This window comes from Streptomyces sp. NPDC098789 (assembly GCF_044759975.1).
Lineage (GTDB): Bacteria > Actinomycetota > Actinomycetes > Streptomycetales > Streptomycetaceae > Streptomyces.
The window spans coordinates 801807-826147 of record NZ_JBIWAJ010000001.1; the positions used below are offsets into that span (position 1 = coordinate 801807).

Annotated in this window: 21 protein-coding genes and 1 tRNA gene; 8 read left to right on the forward strand and 14 right to left on the reverse strand. The window is 72.2% G+C overall.

Features of this window, described 5'->3' with window-relative positions:
* Positions 1–37: 37 nt before the first annotated feature.
* The 3 genes from ACIQWR_RS03870 to ACIQWR_RS03880 all read left to right on the forward strand — a co-directional run bounded on the left by ACIQWR_RS03870 (position 38) and on the right by ACIQWR_RS03880 (position 3872).
* Positions 38–1114, forward strand: coding sequence for a thiamine ABC transporter substrate binding subunit (locus tag ACIQWR_RS03870; protein WP_404004918.1), 1077 nt, complete (start codon positions 38–40; stop codon positions 1112–1114).
* A gap of 119 nt (positions 1115–1233) precedes the next feature.
* Positions 1234–2850 (forward strand): ABC transporter permease, encoded by a 1617-nt coding sequence (locus tag ACIQWR_RS03875; RefSeq protein WP_404005043.1) that lies wholly within the window; start codon positions 1234–1236, stop codon positions 2848–2850.
* Positions 2850–3872: an ABC transporter ATP-binding protein gene (locus ACIQWR_RS03880; protein WP_404004920.1), complete on the forward strand. Its 1023-nt coding sequence runs from the start codon at positions 2850–2852 to the stop codon at positions 3870–3872. Before ACIQWR_RS03875 ends, ACIQWR_RS03880 begins: the two co-directional genes overlap by 1 nt.
* Before the next feature lie 548 nt (positions 3873–4420).
* On the opposite strand, the gene ACIQWR_RS03885 is transcribed toward ACIQWR_RS03880, so the two are convergent.
* The 6 genes from ACIQWR_RS03885 to ACIQWR_RS03910 all read right to left on the reverse strand — a co-directional run bounded on the left by ACIQWR_RS03885 (position 4421) and on the right by ACIQWR_RS03910 (position 10468).
* Positions 4421–5338, reverse strand: coding sequence for a hypothetical protein (locus ACIQWR_RS03885; RefSeq protein ID WP_404004921.1), 918 nt, complete (start codon positions 5336–5338; stop codon positions 4421–4423).
* Between the two features lie 87 nt (positions 5339–5425).
* Positions 5426–6517, reverse strand: coding sequence for an LOG family protein (locus ACIQWR_RS03890; RefSeq protein ID WP_404004922.1), 1092 nt, complete (start codon positions 6515–6517; stop codon positions 5426–5428).
* Positions 6518–6543: 26 nt separating this feature from the next.
* Positions 6544–7623 (reverse strand): hypothetical protein, encoded by a 1080-nt coding sequence (locus tag ACIQWR_RS03895; protein ID WP_404004923.1) that lies wholly within the window; start codon positions 7621–7623, stop codon positions 6544–6546.
* Positions 7605–8429, reverse strand: coding sequence for an ABC transporter ATP-binding protein (locus ACIQWR_RS03900; protein ID WP_404004924.1), 825 nt, complete (start codon positions 8427–8429; stop codon positions 7605–7607). The genes ACIQWR_RS03895 and ACIQWR_RS03900 overlap by 19 nt, the downstream gene beginning before the upstream one ends.
* Before the next feature lie 171 nt (positions 8430–8600).
* Entirely contained in the window at positions 8601–9980 is a 1380-nt protein-coding gene (locus ACIQWR_RS03905; RefSeq protein ID WP_399265762.1) for an aspartate aminotransferase family protein, read from the reverse strand.
* The gene (locus tag ACIQWR_RS03910; protein ID WP_037791052.1) at positions 9965–10468 is read right to left on the reverse strand and encodes an Lrp/AsnC family transcriptional regulator; all 504 of its coding nucleotides are present in this window, start codon (positions 10466–10468) and stop codon (positions 9965–9967) included. Before ACIQWR_RS03910 ends, ACIQWR_RS03905 begins: the two co-directional genes overlap by 16 nt.
* A 169-nt stretch (positions 10469–10637) precedes the next feature.
* Between ACIQWR_RS03910 and ACIQWR_RS03915 the strand changes: the two genes are divergently transcribed.
* From ACIQWR_RS03915 to ACIQWR_RS03925, 3 genes are all read left to right on the forward strand, one after another.
* Positions 10638–12077 (forward strand): gamma-aminobutyraldehyde dehydrogenase, encoded by a 1440-nt coding sequence (locus ACIQWR_RS03915; protein ID WP_404004926.1) that lies wholly within the window; start codon positions 10638–10640, stop codon positions 12075–12077.
* A 106-nt stretch (positions 12078–12183) separates the two neighbouring features.
* Positions 12184–13362 carry a spermidine/putrescine ABC transporter substrate-binding protein gene (locus tag ACIQWR_RS03920; protein ID WP_404004928.1) on the forward strand — a complete coding sequence of 393 codons (1179 nt, stop codon included), beginning with the start codon at positions 12184–12186 and terminating at the stop codon, positions 13360–13362.
* Positions 13363–13429: 67 nt separating this feature from the next.
* Positions 13430–13948 (forward strand): hypothetical protein, encoded by a 519-nt coding sequence (locus ACIQWR_RS03925; RefSeq protein ID WP_404004929.1) that lies wholly within the window; start codon positions 13430–13432, stop codon positions 13946–13948.
* Here ACIQWR_RS03925 and ACIQWR_RS03930 read toward each other — a convergent pair.
* From ACIQWR_RS03930 to ACIQWR_RS03950, 5 genes are all read right to left on the reverse strand, one after another.
* Entirely contained in the window at positions 13938–15137 is a 1200-nt protein-coding gene (locus ACIQWR_RS03930) for a serine hydrolase domain-containing protein (RefSeq protein ID WP_404004930.1), read from the reverse strand. The genes ACIQWR_RS03925 and ACIQWR_RS03930 overlap by 11 nt on opposite strands.
* A gap of 155 nt (positions 15138–15292) precedes the next feature.
* The gene (locus tag ACIQWR_RS03935) at positions 15293–16024 is read right to left on the reverse strand and encodes a response regulator (protein WP_404004931.1); all 732 of its coding nucleotides are present in this window, start codon (positions 16022–16024) and stop codon (positions 15293–15295) included.
* Positions 16021–17241: a sensor histidine kinase gene (locus tag ACIQWR_RS03940; protein ID WP_404005045.1), complete on the reverse strand. Its 1221-nt coding sequence runs from the start codon at positions 17239–17241 to the stop codon at positions 16021–16023. Before ACIQWR_RS03940 ends, ACIQWR_RS03935 begins: the two co-directional genes overlap by 4 nt.
* Positions 17241–17936, reverse strand: a complete 696-nt coding sequence (locus ACIQWR_RS03945; RefSeq protein WP_404004932.1) for a glycerophosphodiester phosphodiesterase — start codon at positions 17934–17936, stop codon at positions 17241–17243. Before ACIQWR_RS03945 ends, ACIQWR_RS03940 begins: the two co-directional genes overlap by 1 nt.
* 20 nt (positions 17937–17956) lie before the next feature.
* The gene (locus ACIQWR_RS03950) at positions 17957–18982 is read right to left on the reverse strand and encodes an adenosine deaminase (protein WP_404004933.1); all 1026 of its coding nucleotides are present in this window, start codon (positions 18980–18982) and stop codon (positions 17957–17959) included.
* A gap of 110 nt (positions 18983–19092) precedes the next feature.
* On the opposite strand from ACIQWR_RS03950, the gene ACIQWR_RS03955 reads away from it, so the two are divergent.
* A complete protein-coding gene (locus tag ACIQWR_RS03955; protein WP_404004934.1) occupies positions 19093–19845 on the forward strand; it encodes a DUF4190 domain-containing protein in 753 nt (250 codons plus the stop codon).
* Positions 19846–19918: 73 nt separating this feature from the next.
* On the opposite strand, the gene ACIQWR_RS03960 is transcribed toward ACIQWR_RS03955, so the two are convergent.
* The 3 genes from ACIQWR_RS03960 to ACIQWR_RS03970 form a co-directional block, all read right to left on the reverse strand.
* The gene (locus tag ACIQWR_RS03960) at positions 19919–21562 is read right to left on the reverse strand and encodes a TROVE domain-containing protein (RefSeq protein ID WP_404004935.1); all 1644 of its coding nucleotides are present in this window, start codon (positions 21560–21562) and stop codon (positions 19919–19921) included.
* 345 nt (positions 21563–21907) lie between these two features.
* Positions 21908–21981: transfer RNA gene (locus tag ACIQWR_RS03965), tRNA-Lys, on the reverse strand.
* Positions 21982–22077: 96 nt separating this feature from the next.
* Positions 22078–22629, reverse strand: coding sequence for an NADAR family protein (locus tag ACIQWR_RS03970; protein ID WP_404004936.1), 552 nt, complete (start codon positions 22627–22629; stop codon positions 22078–22080).
* 174 nt (positions 22630–22803) lie between these two features.
* Between ACIQWR_RS03970 and ACIQWR_RS03975 the strand changes: the two genes are divergently transcribed.
* Complete coding sequence (locus ACIQWR_RS03975) at positions 22804–24318, forward strand: gamma-aminobutyraldehyde dehydrogenase (protein ID WP_404004937.1); 1515 nt, start codon at positions 22804–22806, stop codon at positions 24316–24318.
* Positions 24319–24341 lie beyond the last annotated feature (23 nt).

A 24341-nucleotide genomic window follows, 5' to 3' on the forward strand; every position in this document is an offset into this window, starting at 1 on the left:
CGCGTCTTCTCCTGGACATCCCAGGAGGAAGCATTCAATGAGCACCACCAAGAAGATCGCGGGCAGCGCGCTCGTCGTCGCGCTGGGCGTGAGCACCCTCGCCGCGTGCGGCGGCGAGGACAAGCCGTCCGCCGCACCGAAGACGATCACCCTCGTCAGCCACGACTCCTTCAACGTGACCCCGGCGGTCCTGAAGGAGTTCGAGCAGCAGAGCGGCTACACCGTCAAGGTGCTCAAGAGCGGCGACGCGGGCGCCGCCCTCAACCAGGAGATCCTGACCAAGGGCTCGCCGCGCGGCGACGTCTTCTTCGGCATCGACAACACCCTGCTCTCGCGCGGTCTCGACAGCGGCATCTTCACCCCGTACGAGGCCAAGGGCCTGGCCGGGGTCGGCGCCCAGTACCAGCTCGACAAGGAGCACCGGGTCACCCCGGTCGACTCCGGCGACATCTGCGTCAACTACGACAAGGCGTACTTCGCCGACAAGAAGCTCGCCCCGCCGCAGACGCTGGACGACCTGATCAAGCCGGAGTACAAGAACCTGCTGGTCACCGAGAACGCGGCGACCTCCTCGCCCGGCCTCGGTTTCCTCCTGGCCTCCGTCGGCAAGTACGGCGACGACGGCTGGAAGGACTACTGGACCAAGCTCAAGGCGAACGGCGTCGAGGTCGTCGACTCGTGGGAGGCCGCGTACAACGAGCGGTTCTCCGGCTCCGCCGGTGGCAAGAAGGCGAAGGGTGACCGCCCGCTGGTCGTCTCCTACGCGTCCAGCCCGCCGGTCGAGGTGCTGTACGCCGAGCCGCAGCCGGCCGAGGCCCCCACCGGGGTCGCCACCGGCACCTGCTTCCGTCAGGTCGAGTTCGCGGGCCTGCTCAAGGGAGCGAAGAACGAGGCGGGCGGCAAGGCCCTGATCGACTTCCTGGTGAGCAAGAAGTTCCAGGAGGACATGCCGCTCCAGATGTTCGTGAACCCGGTGGTCAAGGACGCGAAGCTGCCGGAGCTCTTCACGAAGCACGGCGTGGTCGTCGAGAAGCCGGAGACGGTCGCGCCCGACGCCATCGCCAAGAACCGTGAGCAGTGGGTCAAGGCATGGTCCTCGCTCGTCGTGAAGTAAGCGGCGCGAAGGAGTCGGGCGCGGCGCCGGGGGGCGCCGCGCCCGACTCCGGGTCCGGTCCGGTCGGGCCGCCGCCGGGCGCCGAGGGGCGTCGGGCGGTCGCGGTGCGGCTCGCCCTGATGGCCCTGCCCCTCGCCTTCTTCGGCCTGTTCTTCGCCTACCCGGTCGCCGCGATCGTCGGCCGCGGGCTGCAGAGCGACGACGGCTGGCAGTTCGGCCGGATCGGCGAGGTCCTCGCCCGGCCCGACATCGCCGACGTGCTCTGGTTCACCACCTGGCAGGCGCTGGCCTCGACCGCGCTGACCCTGCTGATCGCGCTGCCCGGTGCGTACGCCTTCGCCCGCTTCGAGTTCCCCGGCAAGCAGCTGCTGCGGGCGGTCGTCACCGTTCCCTTCGTGCTGCCCACCGTGGTCGTCGGCACCGCCTTCCTGGCCCTGGTCGGACGCGGCGGGATGCTGGACGAGCTGTGGGGCGTACGGCTGGACACCACCGTCTGGGCGATCCTGCTCGCCCACGTCTTCTTCAACTACGCCGTGGTCGTCCGCACGGTCGGCGGCCTCTGGGCGCAGCTCGACCCGCGCCAGGAGGAGGCCGCCCGGGTGCTCGGGGCGGGGCGGTTCGCCGCCTGGCGCCGGTTGACCCTGCCGGCGCTCGGCCCGGCCGTCGCCGCGGCCGCCCTGATGGTCTTCCTGTTCACCTTCACCTCCTTCGGCGTCGTGCAGATCCTCGGCGGACCGGCGTACTCCACCCTGGAGGTGGAGGTCTACCGGCAGACCGCACAGCTCCTCGACCTGCCGACCGCCGCCGTCCTCACGATGGTGCAGTTCGTGGCCGTCGGCGCGATCCTCGGCGTGCACGCCTGGACCGTGCGCAAGCGGGAGACCGCGCTGCGGCTGGTCGATCCCGCCGGGACGGCGCAGCGGCCGCGCGGCATCGGGCAGCGGCTGCTGCTCGGCGCGGTCCTGCTGACGGTCGCCCTGCTGATCGTGCTGCCGCTCGGGGTCCTGGTCGAACGGTCCTTCGACACGCCCGGGGGCTACGGCTTCCGCTACTACCGGGCCCTGCAAGAGGCGGGCGCCGGCGGCGGGACCTTCCTGGTGCCGCCGCTGGAGGCGATCTGGAACTCCCTCCAGTACGCCCTGGCCGCCACCGCCATCGCCCTGGTCGTCGGGGGGCTCGCGGCAGCGGCGCTCACCCGGCGCGGGGGCCGCTTCGTGCGCGGGTTCGACGCGCTGTTGATGGTTCCGCTGGGCGTATCGGCCGTGACGGTCGGATTCGGCTTCCTGATCACCCTGGACGAGCCGCCGCTGGACCTGCGCACCTCGTGGATCCTGGTGCCGCTGGCCCAGGCGCTGGTCGGCGTCCCCTTCGTTGTACGGACCATGCTGCCCGTACTGCGCGCGGTGGACGGCCGGCTGCGCGAGGCCGCGGCGGTGCTGGGGGCCTCGCCGCTGCGGGCCTGGCGGGAGGTGGACCTGCCGCTGGTGCGGCGGGCGCTGCTGATCGCCGCCGGCTTCGCCTTCGCGGTCTCGCTCGGCGAGTTCGGGGCGACCGTCTTCATCGCCCGGCCCGACCACCCGACGCTGCCCGTGGCCGTGGCCCGGCTGCTGGGGCGCGCGGGCGAGATGAACTACGGGCAGGCGATGGCCCTGAGCACGATCCTGATGCTGGTGTGCGCGGCGTCCTTGCTGGTGCTGGAGCGGCTGCGCCCCGACAAGACCTCCGGAGAGTTCTGATGACCCTGCTGGAACTGAGCGGAGTGTCGGTGCGCTTCGGCGAGCGCGCGGTCGTGGACGCCGTGGACCTGGCGGTCGCCGAGCACGAGACCGTGTGCGTGCTCGGGCCGAGCGGCAGCGGGAAGTCCACGCTGCTGCGGGTGGTCGCCGGACTCCAGGCGACCGCGGCCGGGCGGGTGCGCCTCGGCGGGGCCGACCAGCGCGGGGTGCCGGTGCACCGGCGCGGGGTGGGCCTGATGTTCCAGGACCACCAGCTCTTCCCGCACCGCGACGTCGGCGGGAACGTGGCCTTCGGCCTGCGGATGCAGGGCGCGGCACGGACGTCGTACGAGGCCCGGGTGGCGGAGCTGCTGGAGCTGGTCGGCCTGCCGGGGGCGCAGCGCCGGGCGGTGGCCTCCCTCTCCGGCGGCGAACAGCAGCGGGTGGCGCTGGCCCGGGCGCTGGCTCCGTCGCCGCGGCTGCTGATGCTCGACGAGCCGCTGGGGCAGCTGGACCGGGGGCTGCGGGAGCGACTCGTCGTCGAGCTGCGGGAGCTGTTCTCCCGGCTCGGTACGACCGTGCTCGCCGTGACGCACGACCAGGGCGAGGCGTTCGCGCTCGCCGACCGGGTGGTGGTCATGCGGGCGGGGCGGATCGCCCAGGTCGGGACCCCGCTGGAGGTCTGGCAGCGGCCCGCGTCGGAGTTCGTGGCGCGGTTCCTCGGCTTCGAGAACGTGGTTCCGGCGGAGGTCTCGGGGGGCGTGGCGCAGACCGTCTGGGGCCGGATCCCGGTGCCGGAGGGGTCCCCGCAGGGGCCGTGCCGGGTGCTGGTGCGGTCGGCGGGGGTGGTGCCGGGGGCCTCCGGGCTGGGGTGCGTGGTGGAGGCGCGGACGTTCCGGGGGACGCACGTGGCGTTGCGGCTGCGGGCGGCTTCGGGGCCGGTGCTGGAGGCCGAGTGCGGGTGGGCGGGGGCGCCGGGGCCGGGGGACCGGGTCGCGGTCACCTTCACCCCGTCCGAGGTGGTCGTCCTCCCCCCGGAGTAGGCCCCCTGCCTCCGGCGCTGGCCGCTGGGCGGGGCAAAATCAGCCCGCCCGGCGTTTGAGGGCCCGCCCGAGGCTGGATCCCTGGGCTCGGTGGGCCCGTGCGGGCCGCGTGTGCCTCCGGCGGCGCCTCAAACGCCGGCGGGGCTGGAATGGCGTGGGCGGGATCGGCCCGCGCGGGCCGTCCGTGCCTCGAACCCCGGCGGGGCTGGATGCGCCTCAATCGCCGGCGGGGCTGGGTTTGCCTTCGGCTGCGTTGGGTGGGGTCCCCCGGGCTACCGCTGGGAGGTACCCCGGGCTGGCCTGGAGTGCCCTGAGGGCACATCCAGCCTGCCCGGCGTTTGAGGGCCCGCCGGAGGCGAGACCGGCCCGGGCCGGGGCGAGGCCCGGACCACGGTGATGGCCAGACCGGCCCGGGCCGGGGTGAGGCCCGGACCACGGTGATGGCCAGACCGGCCCGGGCCGGGGCGCGGCCGGGCTTCGGGGGTGCCGAGACCGGCCCGGGCCGGACCACGGCGGGGAGAGTGGCCCGGGGCCCGGGGTGGGGGTCGTCAGGGGACCGGGACCGGGGGGTCCGTCCTGGTGCTGGGCGCGGCTTCGGGGTCGGCGCCCTCGTGGTTGCCGAACCAGGCCACCGCCACCGCACCCGCCACGGCCAGGACGAAGCCCAGTACGGCCAACCACGCCAGCCCCGGCCGGGACGCGTCCCCGAGCCACAGGACGCCGATGGCCCCCGGCAGCACCGTCTCGCCCACGACCAGCGCCGCCGTCGCACCGTTCACCGAGCCGATCTGCAGGGCCACGGTGTGCAGGTACATGCCGCCGGTCCCGGCGAGGAAGATCGCGTAAAAGGCCGGGTCCGCCAGCAGCGCACCGAGCGAGAACGGCTCGACGCCGTCCAGGATGCGCACGCCCACGCCCAGCGCACCGAACGCCAGGCCGGACAGCAGACCCGCCAGGATCGCCGCCCGCCCGCCGAGGAACCGCACGGCCACCGTGCCGCCGCCGATGATCAGCACGGTCACCGCCAGCAGCCACCAGTGCGTCGCGGCGGCGGCGTGGTGTCCGCCCTCGTGGCCCGCGGCCGTCGCCAGCAGCACCAGCGCGCTGCAGACGACACCGATCGAGGTCCACTCCTTGCGGGTCAGTCGGATGCCGAGCATCTTCACGCTCAGCACGGCGGTGACCACCAGGTTGGCGCTGATGACCGTCTGGGAAAGGAACAGCGGCAGCAGCCGGGCGGCCAGCGCACCGAGCCCGAACCCCACGAAGTCCAGGATGGTGCCGACGATGAACTCCCAGGTCATCGCCGCTTTCGCGGTGGAGGCGAGGTTCGGGCCCCCGTGCTGGGTGACCCCCGCGCCCGCATCGGAACTCCGGGCCGCCTTGCGGGAGCCCACGGCTTGTAGGACGGATCCCGTGCCGTAGCAGATGGAAGCCGCGACAGCGGTCAGCAGGCCTATGAGCACAGAGGGCTCCGTTCACGTCTGGCAGGTTTTTACGTATCTATTACCTATGCCAGACGGCCTATCGGCCCCGGAAGTTGCCTCGTACCCCTAAACGAATGACGCGAGTGTCGCCGGAACCTCGTCGACGGAGTCGACCAGGGCGATCCGGGACTCCATCGGCCGGCCCGCCGCCAGGGCCTGGAGCAGTGGCCACGCCGGGAGCCGCTCGGTCCAGTGCTCCCGGTCGACCAGGATCATCGGGGCGGGCTCGCCGCGCGACCCGTAGTAGTTCGGGGTGGCGCTGTCGAAGATCTCCTGGACGGTCCCCGCCGCGCCCGGCAGGAAGACCACGCCCGCGTTGGACCGGGCGAGGAGCCCGTCCTCGCGGACGGCGTTCGCGAAGTACTTCGCGATGTGGCCCGCGAAGGCGTTCGGCGGCTCGTGGCCGTAGAACCAGGTCGGGATGCCCACCGAGTCGCCCCCGTCGGGCCAGCGCTCCCGCACGGCGAAGGCGGCCCGTGCCCACTCGGAGACCGACGGGGCGAACGACGGCGCCTCGGCCAGCATCTTCAGGGCCTCCGTGAGCGCGTCGTCCGCGGCCGGGGCCAGGTACGCACCGAGGTTCGCCGCCTCCATCGCGCCGGGGCCGCCGCCGGTGGCCACGGTCAGCCCGGTCCGGGCCAGGCTCCGGCCCAGTCGGGCCGCGCCCGCGTAGGCCGGGCCGCCGCGGGCCATGGCGTGCCCGCCCATGACGCCCACCACCCGCGCGCCCGCGAGGTGCTCGTCCAGGGCGTCCGAGATGGCGTCGTCGTGGATGGACCGCAGCATGGAGGAGAAGACGTCGCCGTCGGCCTTCGTCTCCTGGAACCAGGAGTACGCCTCGGCGTCCGGGGTGGCCTCGTACCCGGCGGACAGCGAGGCGAAGAGCTCCTGTGGGGTGTAGAGCAGCCCCCGGTAGGGGTTGAACGGCAGGTCGGGCACCGGCGGGAAGACCAGCGCCCCGTCCGCGCGCACCTTCGCGGCCGCGTCCGGCTCCATGGGGCAGCCCAGGAAGACGGCCGCGGTGGTGTCGCTCGACAGCAGGGCGAGGGTGCGCTCCAGCAGGTTGACCGACTGGATGCGGTAGCCGCTCAGGTCCCCGCGGGCGACGACCTGGTCGAATTCGGCGAGGGTCTCGATCTCGATGTCCGGGTAAGCCATTTCGCCCACCCTAAGGGCTGTCCGCGTCAGTGGGTCAAGGCGGTCACCGTCAGCTGCGCCACACCCCAGCTGAGCGGAACGCAGACCGCGAGCAGGGCGACGGCCCGCAGCGCCACCGCGCCGCGCAGCACCCCGGCCGCGCCGCCCAGGCCGCGCAGCGCCTCGCGGGCCGGTGAGCGGCCCTGGCGGATCTCGACGGCGGTGGTCAGCAGGGTCGCGGCGGCGCAGGCGCCGACTAGCGCGGCCGCGGGTCCGGTCAGCGGCCCCAGCGGTACGTGCAGTCCGCCCTGCTCGCGCAGGGCCAGGGCGGTCAGACCCCCGGCCGCCACCGCGCACACCACGCCGAGGGGGCGGCCGACCCGGGGCGCCTCCTCCTGGAGGATCCGGCCGGCGAGCAGCCGCGTGGCGCCGGGGCGCACCGACTGGACGAGGGTGCCGCAGGCGTAGGCCAGGCCGGGCCCGGCCAGGGACAGGCCGACGGCGGTGAGTGCCCAGCCCGTGAGCATCCCGGGGCCGCCGCGGCCCGCGTAGGCCTCGACCGCCAGCCCGCAGGCGGTCAGTGAGATCCCCCACGGCAGTTCGGCCTGCGGGGCACGGCGCGCCCGGGCCCCGGGCCGCAGGGCGAGGGCCACGGTGGCCGAGGCGATGATCGGCACCAGCGCGAGCAGGGTGAGGGCGGCGGCCACCGGCAGCGGCCGGTCGGCGTGCAGCAGCGAGGCCCCGGCCCCGTCGAAGGGCAGCCCGGAGACCTCCCCGCGCAGGTGCAGGAAGGCGGCGAGGGCGACCGCGCTGCCCAGGGTGCAGGCGATGGCGGTGGAGATCGCCGCGACGAGCACGAGGCGTACGGGCCCCAGTCCGGCCGCGTCCATTCCCCCGCGGGGTCGGGTGGCCGGGTCGGTACGGGCCACCGCGACGGCGAAGTGCACGGTCACGGCGAGCGGGACGAGCGCCCACAACAGCCGGGGGAACGATCCGGCAGGTCCGGCGAGCGCCTCCGCCAGCACGTACAGCAGCAGGAAACCGGTACCGGCCGAGGCGGCCGCGACCAGCAGCCGGCGGAGCTGGACGAGCGGCCGGGAGCCCCGGGTCAGGCGGAGAGCGAGCACGCGCCCTGACCCTCCGCTTCCGTCGGCAGCCCCGGACCGGTCGCGGCGCTGTCCGCGTCCCCGCTCGGGTCCGCTTCCGCGCTCGGGACCTCGCCCATGCCCGCGCCCATGCCCGGGTCCGCGCCCGCCGTCGCCGCCGAGCGGCCGTCGAGGAGGGCCACGCGGCGGTCGGCGACCTCGGCGGTCCGCTCGTCGTGCGTGGCCAGCAGCACGGTGATCCCGTGCGAGCGGGCGGCGGTGGTCAGCGTGCGGAGCAGGGTGGCCTGCTCGGCGCGGTGCAGCGGGGCCGTCGGTTCGTCCGCGAAGATCACCGAGGGGTCGCCGACCAGGGCCCGGGCCAGGGCGACCCGCTGCGCCTCGGCGCGGGTCAGGGCGCCGGGGCGCTTGCGGGCGAAGCCGCCGATGTCGAGCCGGTCCAGCCACTCACAGGCGGCGTGTTTGGCGACGCGGTGCGGGGCGCCCGCGAGGAGCAGCGGCAGCGCGGCGTTCTCCCAGACCTTCAGCTCCGGCAGCAGCCCGGGCTCGGGGCCGATCCAGCCGAACCGGTCGCGGCGCAGCCGCTCCCGGGCCAACGTCCCCATGGTGTGCACGGGGACGCCGTCGAACCAGACCTCGCCCTGTTCGGGCACGAGCTGCCCGGCAAGGCAGTGCAGCAGCGTGGTCTTGCCGCTGCCGCGGGGGCCCGTGACGGCGAGGACCTCACCCTGGCGGACGCCGATCGAGACACCGATGAGGCCGGGCGATCCGCTGTGGGAGTAGTGCAGAGAGCGTGCCCAGAGCACGTCGTTGTCCGGTGGAGCAACCATGGCGTACACCTCCGTCCGGGGGAACGAAGCGGAGCCCGCTTGGTCACTGGCGCCGCAATGAGATGTAAAGAGATGAACGTCTTGGCTGGCTACAGCACACGGCCCGGACCCTCTCGTTCTCACTCGAACGGAGGATCCGGGCCGTGGGGTCCGGCGGTGCCGGGGTCCGATCTAGAGCTTGGTCCACGCCTCGGTGAGCACCGAGCGCAGGATTCCTTCGATCTCGTCGAAGGTGCCCTGGTCGGCGATCAGCGGCGGGGCCAGCTGGATGACCGGGTCGCCACGGTCGTCGGCGCGGCAGTAGAGGCCGTTCTCGAAGAGCGCCTTGGAGAGGAAGCCGTAGAGCACGCGCTCCGTCTCCTCGTCCGTGAAGGACTCCTTGGTGTTCTTGTCCTTGACGAGCTCGATGCCGTAGAAGAAGCCGTTGCCGCGGACGTCACCGACGATCGGCAGGTCGTGCAGCTTCTTCAGCGTCGAGAAGAAGGCGTCCTCGTTGTCCAGCACGTGCTGGTTGAGGCCTTCCTTGTCGAAGATGTCGAGGTTGGCGAGGGCCACGGCGGAGGAGACCGGGTGGCCACCGAAGGTGTAGCCGTGCAGGAAGGTGTTGTCACCCTTGTAGAACGGCTCGGCGAGCTTGTCCGAGATGATGCAGGCACCGATCGGGGAGTAGCCCGAGGTCATGCCCTTGGCGCAGGTGATCATGTCCGGCACGTAGTCGAACTTGTCACAGGCGAACATCGTGCCCAGACGGCCGAAGGCGCAGATCGTCTCGTCGGAGACGAGCAGTACGTCGTACTGGTCGCAGATCTCGCGGACGCGCTGGAAGTAGCCGGGCGGCGGCGGGAAGCAGCCACCGGCGTTCTGCACCGGCTCCAGGAAGACGGCGGCGACGGTGTCCGCGCCCTCGAACAGGATCTCCTGCTCGATCTGGTCGGCGCACCAGCGGCCGTAGGCCACCGGGTCGTCGCCGTGGATCGGGGCGCGGTAGATGTTGGTGTTGACCACCTTGTGCGCGCCGGGTACCAGCGGCTCGAAGGGGGCCTTGAGCGCCGGCAGGCCGGTGATGGACAGGGCGCCCTGCGGGGTGCCGTGGTAGGCCACCGCACGCGAGATGACCTTGTACTTGGTGTGCTTGCCCTGCAGCTTGAAGTACTGCTTGGCGAGCTTCCACGCGGTCTCGACGGCCTCGCCGCCACCCGTGGTGAAGAAGACCTTGTTCAGGTCGCCGGGGGCGTAGTGGGCGAGGCGCTCGGCCAGCTCGACGGCCTTGGGGTGCGCGTACGACCAGATGGGGAAGAACGCGAGTTCCTGCGCCTGCTTGTAGGCGACCTCGGCCAGTTCCTTGCGGCCGTGACCGGCGTTGACCACGAACAGTCCGGCGAGACCGTCCAGGTAGCGCTTGCCCTTGTCGTCCCAGATGTAGGTGCCCTCGCCCCGGACGATGGTGGGGACGGGCGCGTTCTCGTAGGACGACATGCGGGTGAAGTGCATCCACAGGTGGTCGTACGCGGTCTTGGAGAGGTCCTGGCTCACGGTTATCGGGTTCCCCACATGTAGGTCTGCTTCTTCAGCTTCAGGTAAACGAAGCTTTCGGTTGATCGCACGCCGGGGAGCGCGCGGATCTTCTTGTTGATCGTGTCGAGCAGGTGGTCGTCGTCCTCGCAGACGATCTCCACCATCAGGTCGAAGGAGCCCGCGGTCATCACCACGTACTCGCACTCGGCCATCGCGGTCAGCGCGTCGGCCACCGGGTCGAGGTCTCCCTCGACGTTGATGCCGACCATCGCCTGACGCCGCAGGCCCACGGTGAGCGGGTCGGTGACGGCCACGATCTGCATGACGCCCTGGTCGAGGAGCTTCTGCACGCGCTGGCGCACGGCGGCTTCGGAGAGGCCGACGGCCTTGCCGATCGCCGCGTAGGGGCGGCGGCCGTCCTCTTGCAGTTGCTCGATGATCGCCAGGGACACAGCATCGACCGAAGGGGACGGTTGTCTGTTCCTGGAATCTGCGCTTCGACTGACCACGACCTCACTGTGCACGAGGAGTCGTCTGTTCCGCAAGCGGTAACCGATGTAATTCGTTGTTCAGGGTCTCCGATTGCGCGGATTTCGTAGTTCGTGGCGTCCGGCTCTGTCGAAAGCGTCTCCGCAGCGGCTAGGCTGGGGTTTTGTCTCAACCATTGGACATGTGATCAGGAGAGTGGCCGTAGTGACCAGCGAACTGCGTCGTCTGCGCAACTACATCGGCGGGGAGTTCAAGGACGCCGCCGACGGGCGGACCACCGAGGTGGTCAACCCCGCCACCGGCGAGGTGTACGCCAGCGCCCCGCTGTCCGGGCAGGATGACGTCGACGCCGCCATGGCCGCCGCCGCCGCGGCTTTCCCGGGCTGGCGCGACACCACCCCCGCCGAGCGCCAGAAGGCCCTCCTGAAGATCGCGGACGCCTTCGAGGCGCGCGCCGAGGAGCTGGTGGCCACCGAGTCCGAGAACACCGGCAAGCCGCTGGGCCTCACGGCCAGCGAGGAGCTGCCGCCGATGGTGGACCAGATCCGCTTCTTCGCGGGCGCCGCCCGTCTGCTGGAAGGCCGTTCGGCCGGCGAGTACATGGAGGGCATGACCTCCATCGTGCGCCGCGAGCCGGTCGGCGTCTGCGCGCAGGTCGCGCCGTGGAACTACCCGATGATGATGGCCGTGTGGAAGTTCGCCCCGGCCATCGCGGCGGGCAACACCGTGGTCCTCAAGCCGTCGGACACCACCCCGGCCTCCACGATCCTGATGGCCGAGATCATCGACTCGATCCTGCCCAAGGGCGTCTTCAACGTCGTGTGCGGTGACCGGGAGACCGGCAAGGCGATGGTCGAGCACGCCACCCCGGCGATGGCCTCCATCACCGGTTCGGTGCGCGCGGGCATGCAGGTCGCCGAGAGCGCCGCCAAGGACGTCAAGCGCGTCCACCTGGAGCTGGGCGGCAAGGCCCCGGTCGTCGTCTTCGAGGACGCCGACATCGCCAAGGCCGCCGAGGACATCGCGGTCGCCGGCTTCTTCAACGCGGGCCAGGACTGCACCGCCGCGACCCGCGTCCTCGTCCACGAGTCGATCCACGACGAGTTCGTCGCGGCGCTCGCCAAGAACGCGGCCGACACCAAGACCGGTCAGCCGGACGACGAGGACGTGCTCTACGGCCCGCTGAACAACCCGAACCAGCTGAAGCAGGTCGCGGGCTTCATCGAGCGCCTGCCCGCGCACGCCAAGGTGGAGGCGGGTGGCCACCGGGTCGGCGAGAAGGGCTACTTCTACGCCCCGACCGTGGTCTCCGGCCTGAAGCAGGACGACGAGATCATCCAGAACGAGGTCTTCGGGCCCGTCATCACCGTCCAGTCCTTCACGGACGAGTCGCAGGCCCTGGAGTACGCGAACGGCGTCGAGTTCGCCCTCGCCTCCTCCGTGTGGACCAAGAACCACGGCCGCGCGATGCGCATGTCCAAGAACCTGGACTTCGGCTGCGTGTGGATCAACACCCACATCCCGCTCGTCGCCGAGATGCCGCACGGCGGGTACAAGAAGTCCGGCTACGGCAAGGACCTCTCGGCCTACGGCTTCGAGGACTACACCCGGATCAAGCACGTGATGACCTCGCTCGACGGCTGACCGGTCGCCGACCCGTCGGCGCATCGTTCACCGCCGTTCGCTCAAGGGGCGGGCAGTAGACAACATGTCTATTGCCCGCCCCTTCGCGTTCGCCCAGTCTGTGCGCATGCCTGAACTCGCTCTCTCCCGCCGCGCGGCCCTGCGCGGCCTCGGCGCCGCGGGCCTGCTGGCCGGCCTCGTCGGTTGTGGCGTGCCCGCCGCCTATGTCCCGGAGGGCCGACGGGAAGGCACGGACCGCTCCGGTGCCGACCGGAGCCTGGCCTTCGCGAACTGGCCGCTCTACATCGACACCGATGAGGAGGACGAGACCCGGCGCCCGACGCTGGACGCCTTCTCGAAGCGGACCGGGATCGAGGTGAAGTACACCGAGGAGATCAACGACAACGACGAGTTCTTCGGCAAGGTCAGCCCGGCCCTGATGAACCACCAGGAGACCGGCCGCGACCTGGTGGTGGTCAGCGACTGGATGGCGGCCCGGTTCGTCCGGCTCGGCTGGGCCCAGACCATGAACCGCGGGGCCCAGCCGAACGTGGCGAAGTACCTGGACCCGCAGCTGCGTTCCCCGGCCTTCGACCAGGGGCGCCTGCACACGGTCCCCTGGCAGTCCGGGATCACCGGCATCGCCTACAACCGCAAGGCGCTGGGGCGGGAGATCAAGTCCACCAAGGAGCTCTGGCACCCCGACCTCGCGGGCAAGGTGACGCTCTTCTCCGGGCTCGACGAGTCCTTCTCCCTGCTGATGCAGGGCAACGGCGTCGACGTCACGCGCTGGACCGAGTCGGACTTCCACCGGATCTGCGACCAGGTGGAGGAGATGGTCCGCAAGAAGCACATCCGCCGCTTCACGGGGAACGACTACACCTCGGACCTCAGCAAGGGCGATGTGCTCGCCTGTCAGGCCTACTCCGGCGACGCCATCCAACTCCAGGCGGACAACCCCGACATCGAGTTCGTGGTCCCGGAGGAAGGGGCCGAGCTGTGGGCCGAGAGCCTGCTCATCCCGAACCTGGCCCGCCACAAGGCCAGTGCCGAGGCACTCGTCGACCACTACTACCAGCCCGAGATCGCCGCCGAGCTCGCCGCCTCCGTCAACTACGTCTGCCCGGTCCCCGCCGCCCGCGAGGTGCTGGCCGGATCCGACGACAAGGACACCGCCGAACTGGCCGCGAACCCGCTGATCTTCCCCGACGACGAGATGCGCAAGCGGCTCGTCGTGGCCCGGGACATCTCGGCGGCGGAGCGGCAGTCCTTCGCGAAGCGATGGAACGCGATCGTCGGTCTCTGAGACACAGAACTGAACATGTTCAGAGATTTTGCTGAACGCGTTCAGAAATCGGCGTACTGTTCGGTCCATGACCGAACAAAGCGTTCTGCTGCGCCGGATCAAGGCCTGGCTGGCCCTGTTCATCGTGTGCTTGGTGCTCAGCGGCCTCACCGCCTTCCCGCTGGTCAGCGAGCTGCACTGGGCCAACTCCTTGATGTCCCACGCGTGGCTGCGGCGGGTCGGTGAGGGGCTGGAGCGGGCCGACGCGGACTACCCCTTCCTCCTCTACGGAACCGACTGGCTCGCCTTCGCCCACCTGGTGATCGCGGTGTTCTTCTACGGAGTCCACCGGGACCCGGTCCGCAACATCTGGATCGTCGAGGCGGGCATGATCGCCTGCGCCGGAATCATCCCGCTGGCCCTGATCTGCGGACCGATCCGCGGCATCCCCTTCGGGTGGAGCGTCATCGACATGTCGTTCGGCGTGTTCGGGGTGATCCCCCTGCTGGTGCTCCGCCGGATGATCAAGCGGTTGGAAGCGCTGGCCGGCGGGCCGGAGGCGGGGCCCGGGTCGGCGGCGTCGGCGGGGGCCGCCGTCACTTCTTGAAGGCCGCCATCACCAGCTTCTCGGCTATCGGGTTCGTCTCCCGCCCCTTCGCGTCCGTGGAGTTGAGCGAGTAGACCAGCGTGCGGGACAGGTCGCGGGTGCCCCCGATCACCGTGCTGTAGCCGGGGCGGGCGCCCGTCTTGCCCCAGGCCACCACCCCGCCCGGCAGCAGGAACCGCTTCATGCCCGCGGTGAGATCCGCGTCCTCGCCGTCCGTGTTCTTCACCGCGGGCACGGTGAACATCTCCTCCAGCTGCGCCTTCGGCACGAGCCGCCCGCTGAAGAGGGCCACGGTGAAGCGCTCCAGATCCGCCGTGGTCGAGACGAGGTCGCCCGCGGCGAACTGGGCGGAGGCGTTCCAGTCGCTCACGTCGACCAGCTCGCTGGTCCCGTCCGCCCGCGACACCGCCTGGTAGCCGTGGTTGTGCGGGCCCGGGATCCGGACGCGCACCGGGCCGGGGGAGGAGGTGTCGCGCAGCCCCAGGGGCTTGGCGATCCGGGCCTCGACCACCTTCGCGTACGAGGTGCCCGTCAGCTTCTCGATCAGGACGCCCAGGATCGTGTAGCCGATGTTGAGGTACTCCTGCTTGGTCCCCGGGTCGAAGGCGGGTCCCTTGGCCACCGCGTTGGCGATCATGGCGCGCGGGTCGCTGATGCCGAACCGGTGGGGGTAGGCGTCCTCGAAGGTGTCGCCGGGGCCGTCGGCCGACTGGATGCCGCTCGTGTAGTTGAGCAGCTGGCGCACGGTCACGGGCTCGAAGGTGTCCGGCAGCAGGCCGGGCAGGCGCTGCTGGACGGTCTCGTCCAGGCCCACCTTGCCCTCGGCCACCAGCTGGAGCACCACCGCCGCGGTGAAGGTCTTGGTCACCGAACCCACCCGGAAGCGGCCCTCCGCGATCGCCGCGCGGCCGGTGCGCACGTCCGAGACGCCCGAACTGCCCTGCCAGCTCCCGCTGGTGCCGCCCACGCGGACCAGGGCCGCGGTCGCGTGCTCGTTGTCGGCGCCGAGCCCGGCGATCGCCTCCGACAGCGCCGCCGCGTTCGGCGGGGTCGGGACCGTGGGCGCGGCGACCCCCGAAGCCGTGGCCGAAGCAGGGGCCGGAGCCGGGGCCGCGTGGGCGAGCACGGGGCCCGAGGCGATCCCCAGGACCAGTGTGGCGGCGATCAGCGTGCGGGTACGAGCGTTCATGGTCTCCCCCTGTGAGTGACTGCGAGTTCCGGCGGCCACCGCGGCCCCCGATGACTCAATGGTGCTGCTCACAGGGGTGGTTGTGGATCACCAGCGAGAGGGGTCTTCAGCGGTGTGACAACTAGCCGGCGCGGGGGAGTCGACACGCCCACCCCTCACTCTCCAGAGGGAGAACCCCCGGAGGGAGAGGCGCCGGAGGGCGAGATCAGCCCCGTCTCGTACGCGCAGATCACCGCCTGGATCCGGTCCCGCAGCCCCAGCTTCGCCAGCACGTTCCCCACGTGCGACTTGACCGTGTGCTCGCTCACCACCAGCGCGCTCGCGATCTCCGCGTTCGACAGTCCCCGCCCGAGGTACAGCAGGGTCTCCCGCTCGCGGGCCGTCAGCCCCGCCAACCGGCGCGCGGCCTCGGCGGCCGCGACTGACTCCGCCGCCGCCGACTCCGCCCCGAGCCGGCCCCGCGCCGTCGCCGCCGTGTACTCCTCGATCAGCCGCCGCGCCACCGAGGGCGCCAGCAGGGAATCGCCCGCCGCCACCACCCGTACCGCGTGCACCAGATCGTCCCGCCGCACGTCCTTCAGCAGGAAGCCGCTGGCCCCCGCGTGCAGCGCCTCGTACACGTACTCGTCCGCGTCGAAGGTCGTCAGCATCACCGTCCGGCAGCCGCTGCTCGCCGTGATCGCCCGGCACGCCCCGATCCCGTCCATGACCGGCATCCGGACGTCCAACAGCGCCACGTCCGGGGCCAGCTCCCGCACCGCGGCCACCGCCGCCGCGCCGTCACCCACCTCCGCGACGACCTCGATGTCCTCCTGGGCGTCCAGGATCATCGCGAAGCCGGCGCGCACCAGCTCCTGGTCGTCCGCGACCACCACACGGATCGTCAATTCCCCACCTCCAGCGGCGAGGCTACAAGGCTGACGTGCACCTCGAACCCCCGGCCGGCCGGACCCGGACCGCACCGGGCCGTGCCGCCGTGGGCTGCGGCCCGCTCCCGGATCCCGATCAGTCCGTGCCCGCCGCCGGCCCCGCCCCCGCCCCCGGCCCCGTCGTCGGACCGGCCGCCCCGCCCGTCGCGGGCCGGGCCGCGCCCGTCGTCGACCACCGTCACCCCGAGCATCCGCGGCCCGTACTCCAGCGTGACCGTCACCCGCGCCGCCCCGGCGTGCTTCACCACGTTCGTCAGCGCCTCCTGCACCACCCGGTGCACGGTCGCCTCCAGCGCGGCGGGCAGCGCGCGGACCGCGCCGGTCCGCTCGTACGACACCGTCAGCCCGCTGGCCCGGACCCGCTCCAGCAGCTCCGCCAGCTCCGCGATCCCCGGCTGCGGGCGGCGCGGCGAAGCGTCGTCCGTCCGCAGCACGCCCAGCATCGTGCGCAGTTGGGCCATCGCGTCCCGACCGGTCTCCGCGATGGCGTCGAAGGCCGCCTCGGCCCGCTCGGGGGCCCGCCGCACGGCCACCGGACCCGCCTCCGCCTGCACGATCATGATGCTGACGGCGTGCGAGAGGACGTCGTGCATCTCCCGGGCGATCCGGGCCCGTTCCCGGGCGGCCGCCTGCTCCGCCTCGATCCGGTTCGCCCGCTCCAGCTGGGCCGCGCGGTCCTCCACGGCGGCGGTGTAGGCCTGCCGGGTGTGCTGGAGGCGCCCCAGCGCGTAGGCCGCGCCCGAGACGAAGAGGGTGAAGAGCAGTTCGCGCGCGGACCCCGTGTTCCACCCCACGGACACGGCGACCGTCACGACCGCGAGCGCGCCCACGGCCAGTCGGACCCGGGGCGGGCACAGCAGCGCGACCGTGTAGAAGGCGATCAGACCGGCGTAGGGGATCGGCTGCCCGGGCCCGTCGACCGCCAGGTTGTACACGCCGCCGACCGCCAGGATCGCGACCAGCACGCCCACCGGAGAGCGCCGCCGCCAGACCAGCGGCAGCACGCCGAGCGTGGTCACCGCGTACGCCGCCCAGTCCGCGGGCGGCAGATCGGCCGCGCGCGGGACCACGAACGGCATCGTCACGGCCAGTTGCACCAGCAGCGTCAGCCCGAGGTCCTGGGCGCGCGGATCGGCCCGCCGGACGGCCCCGGCGAGATCCCCCCACACGGGTATCACCGGTCGGACTCGGCCCGTACGGCCGTGAGCACGTCCATCCGGTTCGTCGTGACCGAGTCCACCCCGGCCGCCAACACCGTGCGCATCGACCGCTTGGTGTCCGGCGTCCACACCGATACGCGCAGCCCGTCCCCGTGCAGCGCGTCCACCAGCTCCCGCCGCACCAGCCCGAAGCGGTAGTTGAGCCAGGCGGGTGCCACCGCGTCGATCAGCACCCGGCGCGGCGGGCTCAGCGAGGTCCAGGTCAGCGCGATCTCGGCGCCCGGATCGGCGGCCCGGACGGCCAGCATCGTGTTCGCGCCCGCGCAGTAGTACGCGCGCTCGCGCGCCCCGCACTCGCGCACCAGGCCCACCACCGCCCTGACCCCCTCCGGGCTCGCGCCCGGCAGGTCGATCATCACGCGTCCCGCGCCGGTGGCCATCAGGGCCTCCCGCAGGGTCGGCACCCCGCCCCCGGTCAGCTCCCGCAACTGCGGGGCCGTCACGGCGTCGAGCCGCACGTCGTGGCCCCACAGCCGCCGGAGCGTGTCGTCGTGGAGCAGCACCGGGACGCCGTCCCGGGTGAGGCGTACGTCGATCTCGACGGCGTCCGCCCCGCGGTCGAAGGCGGAGCGGAGCGAGGTCAGGGTGTTCTCACGGACGCGGTAGGGATCACCGCGGTGGCCGACGGCGGTCACAGTCTGAGTGCGCATGATCCCCATTCTCCGCAGTGTCAGGGAGCCAGCCACGCCTCGGTGTACGTGTCGATCTCCGCCGTCAGCTTCGCCTTGCCGGCCGGGTCCAGGAAGGAGGCCTCGACGGCGTTCTTGGCGAGCTGCGCCAGACCGCGCTCGTCCAGCTCCAGAAGGCGCGCGGCCACCGCGTACTCGTTGTTGAGGTCGGAGCCGAACATCGGCGGGTCGTCGCTGTTGATGGTGACGAGCACGCCCGCCGCGACCATCTCCTTGATCGGGTGCGCGTCGAGGTCCGCCACGGCGCGCGTGGCGATGTTGGAGGTCGGGCAGACCTCCAGCGCGATCCGGTGCTCGGCGAGGTGGGCGAGCAGCTCCGGGTCCTGCGTGGAGCTGGTGCCGTGGCCGATGCGCTCGGCGCCCAGGTCGCGGATCGCGTCCCAGACGGTCTGCGGCCCCGTGGTCTCGCCGGCGTGCGGCACGCTGTGCAGACCGGCCGCGCGGGCCCGGTCGAAGTACGGCTTGAACTGCGGGCGCGGGACCCCGATCTCGGGACCGCCGAGGCCGAAGGAGACCAGGCCCTCGGGGCGCAGGTCCACCGCGAGCCGGGCCGTCTCGGCGGCTGCCTCCAGGCCGGCCTCGCCGGGAATGTCGAAGCACCAGCGGAGGATGACGCCGAGCTCGCTCTCGGCGGCCCTGCGGGCGTCCTCGATGGCCTCCATGAAGGCCTTCTCCTCGATGCCGCGGCTGGTGGAGGAGTAGGGGGTGATGGTGAGTTCGGCGTACCGGATGTTCTGCCGGGCCATGTCACGGGCGACTTCGTATGTCAGGAGGCGGACGTCGTCCGGCGTGCGGATCAGGTCGACGACCGACAGGTACACCTCGATGAAGTGCGCGAAGTCGGTGAAGGTGAAGTAGTCGGCCAGCGCCTCGGGGTCGGTCGGGACCGCGGAGTCGGGGTGCCGGGCGGCCAGGTCGGCCACGATGCGCGGCGAGGCCGAACCGACGTGGTGGACGTGGAGTTCGGCTTTGGGCAGCCCCGCGATGAAGGGGTGCAGATCGGGCATGAGGAGTCTCCGTCGGGACGCGCGTGCGGGCAGGTCTGGGGTTCATCGTAGGCAGCCCGGGGCATGTCGGTGGCAGCCCGTAGCATGGCTGTACGAGAGGGGGGCGTCGCATGACCGAACACAGCCCCGAGCCCATCGACCCGTGGGCGCCGCCGGAGCGGCCCGCGGTGGATCTGGGCAAGCAGCAGGGCGCGCCGGGGGGCGCTCCCGCGCCGGGCGCGCCGGATCCGTCGCGCGTGCACGACCAGCCGACGGTCGTCGGCATGCCGGGGGGCGAGAGCACGGGCGGTCCCTTCGGGCAGCCGCCGTCGCAGCCGGCCCCCGGATTCGCCCCGATACCGGGAGCGGGCCAGATACCGGGTGGGGCGCCGTCGGCGCCCGCCTACGGGTACCCGGCGCAGCCCGCCCCGCCCGGGGCCGGTGCCTACGGGTACCCGACCCAGCCCGACCAGGGCGGCCATCCGGGGTACCCCGGATACCAGGGCTACCCGGGCTATCCCGGATACCCGGGCCAGCCGGGCTACCCGGGCGGTTACGCCGCCCCGCGCAACGGATTCGGCGTCACCGCCCTGGTCCTCGGCATCCTGTCGGTGGTCGGCTGCATCACCAGCGTGTTCGCCGTCGTCATGGGCGTCGTGGCGGTGGTCTTCGGCGCACTCGGGCGGCAACGAGCCGGGCGCGGCGAGGCCGACAACGGCGGCATGGCGCTGGCCGGCCTGATCCTCGGCATCGTCGGGATCGTGCTGGGCGGGCTCATGCTCGCGGCGGTCCTGACCGGGATCATGGACGAGAACGCGCGGGACCCCTACGGAACGCGGCGCGACTACCCGGCCACGGTCTCCGAGACCCCCTTCGGCACCTGAGCCCCACGGGCGGCCCCGGTCGGCTCGCGCCCCGGGGCCGAGCCCGTTCGGGCCCCGCCCCGGTCCGCCGTTCCTATGCCTCCCAGGGCCACCGCGCCTCGCGCCCGGCCTCCAGCAGGGACACCATGCGGAACGCGGCATCGGTGAGGCCGCCGAAGACGTGCCGGTTGGCGCCGCCCGAGGGGCCGTGCCCCACCTGGTATCCGGCCAGGTTCCAGGTGTAGACCGGAACCTCCGCCGGCACCTGCTCGGTCGGGTCCCCGGCGTGGTGGCGGGCGGCCTGCTCGTCGGTGACGATCAGCACCCGGTCGTGCCCGGCGTAGTGGCGCCGCACCGCCTCGGTGGTGTTGGTCCCGCCGAGGTCGCCGAACCGCTCCAGCACCTTCAGTACCGACTCGCCCGCGGCGTACGCCACCGGCGCGCTGCCCGTGCCGAATTGGACCAGGTCCGCGTCGGCCGCCCGGAGCGCCAACGCCGCGCCGAACACCGCCGCCGCGTCCGCCCGGTTGAGCTGCGAGCGGTCCGACAGCCGGGACCACATCGACCCCGAACGGTCGACCAGGACCAGCGTCCGGCCGGGCAGCGCCGGAACGGCGGCCAGCGAGTGCCCCAGGGCCCGCTCCAGCGGATAGGCCCAGCGCAGCGAGGGCGCGTGCTGGTAGGCGGCCAGGAAGCGGAAGGGGAACTGCCGGGAGCGGGCGACCGCCTCCGGGTCGCTGATCCGCTCCGCGACGGAGGCCGCCACCTCGTCGCCGACCCCCGCCCCGTCGAAGTTGCGCAGGTTGCGCAGCAGCGCCATCGTCCCCATCGAGGGGATGACCGCCTCCCAGGCGGCCGCGTCCAGCGGTCCTTGCAACCAGCCGGCCAGCGCCTCCCAGGTCATCCCCGCCGCGGCGAGCCGCTCGGCGCCGCCGGGCCCGGTGACCACGGTCCGCCGCTCGGCGACCGGCAGCTCCATGAGCGCCTGGTGGGCGGCCAGGGTACGGGCCCCCTCGGGCAGGACCGCGGACTCCGGGTGGTGGCGCCGGTCGAGGGCGTACCGGAACAGCTCCCCCTGCCAGGGCTTGGCGGGATCGGGCACGGCGTGCACGAGGTTGAGGACGTCGCCGAAGCGGAAGCCCTTGGTGGCGGTGTCGTACTTCAGCAGGGAGGAGGCGGAGTAGAGCCGGCGCACGGCGTCGGCGACGCCCCGCTTGACGGGCTTGGGCACGTTGCGGCCGTGCACGGCCGTCCAGTACGCGAGCAGCTCACCGGGCTCGTCGGCCCGCCGCAGCACCGAGTCGATGACCTGCCGGTTCGAGGGCGCCTGCGCCTGCGACGGCGCCTGGGCCTGCGCCTGCGCCGTGGCGGACGACGCCTGCGGCGCGTCGAGCCGGGCCTTGACGTACTCGGCCGCGCCGACGAGGGCCGCGGTGCGCATGTTGCCCTCCCCGCGCAGCCAACCGAGCAGCCCGGCGGTCCACTGCGGGTCCTCGACCGCCAGCTCGCGCACCAGCGCGGTGTAGCGGTCGTCGCGCCGCCCGGCGTCCTCGTGGAAGGTCCGCTGGGTCACGAAGTTGGCGACGGCCAGCAGGAAGAGTTCGGAGCGCGCGTCACGCAGTCGGCCCACCGCGCCCAGAGCGGTCGCGGCGACCTGCCCGGTGGACCGGATAGGCGAGTGCGGGGCGCCCGACGCGGCGGGCGCGGGCGCGGGCGTGCGGCGGTTGAAACGAGACATGTGAATCCCCCCGAATTCATGGCAATGAGTGAACGATCGGGGAGGCGCGCGTGGGGGATGCCCGAGATCGAGTCGGTGACGGTGTTGTCGCTCGCTCTACCGGACTGAGCTACCGGCCGGAGCCGGGCGGGATTCGAACCCGCGGCACGTCGATCCAGAAGGAACCGTCGCCTGCGCACCGGGCATCCTCCACGCGCGCCTCCCGAGATCGAATGGGCGGCGGCGTGATTTCGTGGAAGAAGGAGCCGCAGCCCGCGCACCGGGAGGTGCGAAGCGTGTGCGTCCAGAGATCACGGCGGCGGAACCGCATGGTGCTCTACCAACTGAGCTACACCGGCCCGAAGCCGGTGACGGGACTCGAACCCGCGACCGCCCCATTAAGAGTGGAAGTAGGTCCTGCCTGCGCACCTGGACACGCCCTCACTCTAGGAGGAGCCGTCGGCGGGCCGCCACGCCTTTTAGCCGGGCCGCCACCCCCTTCCGGCCGAGCGGCTCAGCCCTGCGCGGTCAGCCGCTCAGCCCTGCGCGGCCAGCTGCTCCCGGGCCGCCATCAGCGCGAAGCCCAGCAGGTTCAGCCCGCGCCAGAGTGCCGGATGCAGCGCCCCCGGGTCGTCCGGCGCCAGCCCGATCCCCCAGATCCGGTCCACCGGCGAGGCTTCCACCAGGACCCGCTGCCCGGTGCCCAGGAGGTAGCCGCGCAGCTCCGGCGAGGAGGCGAACTTGGCCGCGCTGCCCGCCACCACGATCCCGAACCGCTCGCGCTCCCAGGTGTCCGCGTCGAAGCCGCGCACGAGGCGCCCCGCCTTCTTCGCCGCGGCGGGGCTGGTGGCGGTCAGCGCCGCGCGCTCCGCCTCCGCGTCCTTGAACAGCCGTGCCTTCTCGGCCATCATCCAGTGCTCGGCGGTGGTGTAGCGGACCTCACCCACAGTGAAGGGCGCGGGCCACCACTGACTCAGGCAGCTCGGCCCGAGCGTCCCGTCGTGCCGGGGCGTGTGTCCCCAGAACGGCAGATACTTGACTCGTTCACCCCGGTTGACCTGCTCGATCAGTTCGTCGATCCGTTCCATGCACGCGAGTCTGGCAGCCACCACTGACACTTCGTAAAGGATTTGAGGTCCGCCTCGACACATGGTCGACCGATTCCGTCGCGTAATCAAAAGGCAACGACGGAATCACTTGGCGGAGGGCAGCCCCTCTGCCAGGATCGGCAGTCAATTCGAGCTGTAGCTACGGAGAGCGCGATGGGCAACCGCTTCCAGGTCAAAGACCGATTCGCAGACGGCGCGCAATACATCGACGGCCGGCTGAGGGCCGGCACCTCGGGCGCGTCACACACCGTCGTCGACCCGGCCACCGGCCAAGAGGTCTTCACCTACGAACTGGCGAGCACGACCGACGTCGACGACGCCGTGGCCGCCGCCAAGCGGGCCTTCCCCGGCTGGTCGGGGGCCACCCCGGGCGAGCGCTCCGACGCCCTGCACCGGCTCGCCGCCGTGCTGGCCGAAGAGGCCGCGGACTTCGCCTGGGCCGAGTCCTTGCAGTGCGGGAAGCCGATCAAGCTGTCCACGGAGTTCGACGTACCGGGGACCATCGACAACACCGCCTTCTTCGCGGGCGCCGCCCGCCACCTCCAGGGCCAGGCCGCCGCCGAGTACTCGGGCGACCACACCTCCTCCGTACGCCGCGAGGCGATCGGCGTGGTCGGCTCCATCGCGCCCTGGAACTATCCGCTCCAGATGGCCGCCTGGAAGATCCTCCCGGCGATCGCCGCGGGCAACACGATCGTCCTGAAGCCGGCCGAGCTGACCCCCCTCACCTCGCTGATGTTCGCCCAGGCGGCCCAGCGCGCCGGGATCCCCGACGGGGTGATCAACATCGTCACAGGCGCGGGCCGGACCGCGGGCGAGCACCTGGTGGGCCACCCCGACGTGGTCATGACCTCCTTCACCGGATCCACCGGGGTCGGCAAGCGGGTCGCCGAGATCGCCACCGCCACCGTCAAGCGGCTCCACCTGGAGCTCGGCGGCAAGGCCCCCTTCCTGGTCTTCGACGACGCCGACCTGGAGGCCGCGGCCCACGGCGCGGTGGCCGCCTCCCTGATCAACACCGGCCAGGACTGCACCGCGGCCACCCGCGCCTACGTCCAGCGCCCGCTCCACGACGCCTTCGTCGCCCGGGTGGCCGAACTGATGGAGACCGTCCGCCTGGGCGACCCCTTCGCCCCCACGACCGACCTGGGCCCGCTGGTCTCGCACGCGCAGCGCGACCGGGTCGCCGGCTTCGTCGAGCGCGCCCGCGGCTACGCCACCGTCGTCACCGGCGGCGAGATCCCCGGCGGGGACCTCGCGGAGGGCGCCTACTACCGGCCCACGCTGATCTCCGGCGCGGCCCAGGACAGCGAGGTCGTGCAGTCGGAGATCTTCGGCCCGGTGCTCGTCGTGCTGCCCTTCGACGGCGACGACGAGGGCATCGCCCTGGCCAACGACACCCCGTACGGCCTCGCGGCCTCCGCCTGGAGCCGCGACGTCTACCGCGCCGGCCGGGCCACCCGGGAGCTGAAGGCCGGCTGCGTCTGGGTCAACGACCACATTCCGATCATCAGCGAAATGCCCCACGGAGGCTACAAGGCGAGTGGTTTCGGAAAGGACATGAGCGCTTACTCCTTCGAGGAGTACACGCAGGTCAAGCACGTCATGTACGACATCACGGCGGTCGCCGAGAAGGACTGGCACCGCACGATCTTCGGGGACAGATAACCCACGCTGCCTGACCAGCGGCC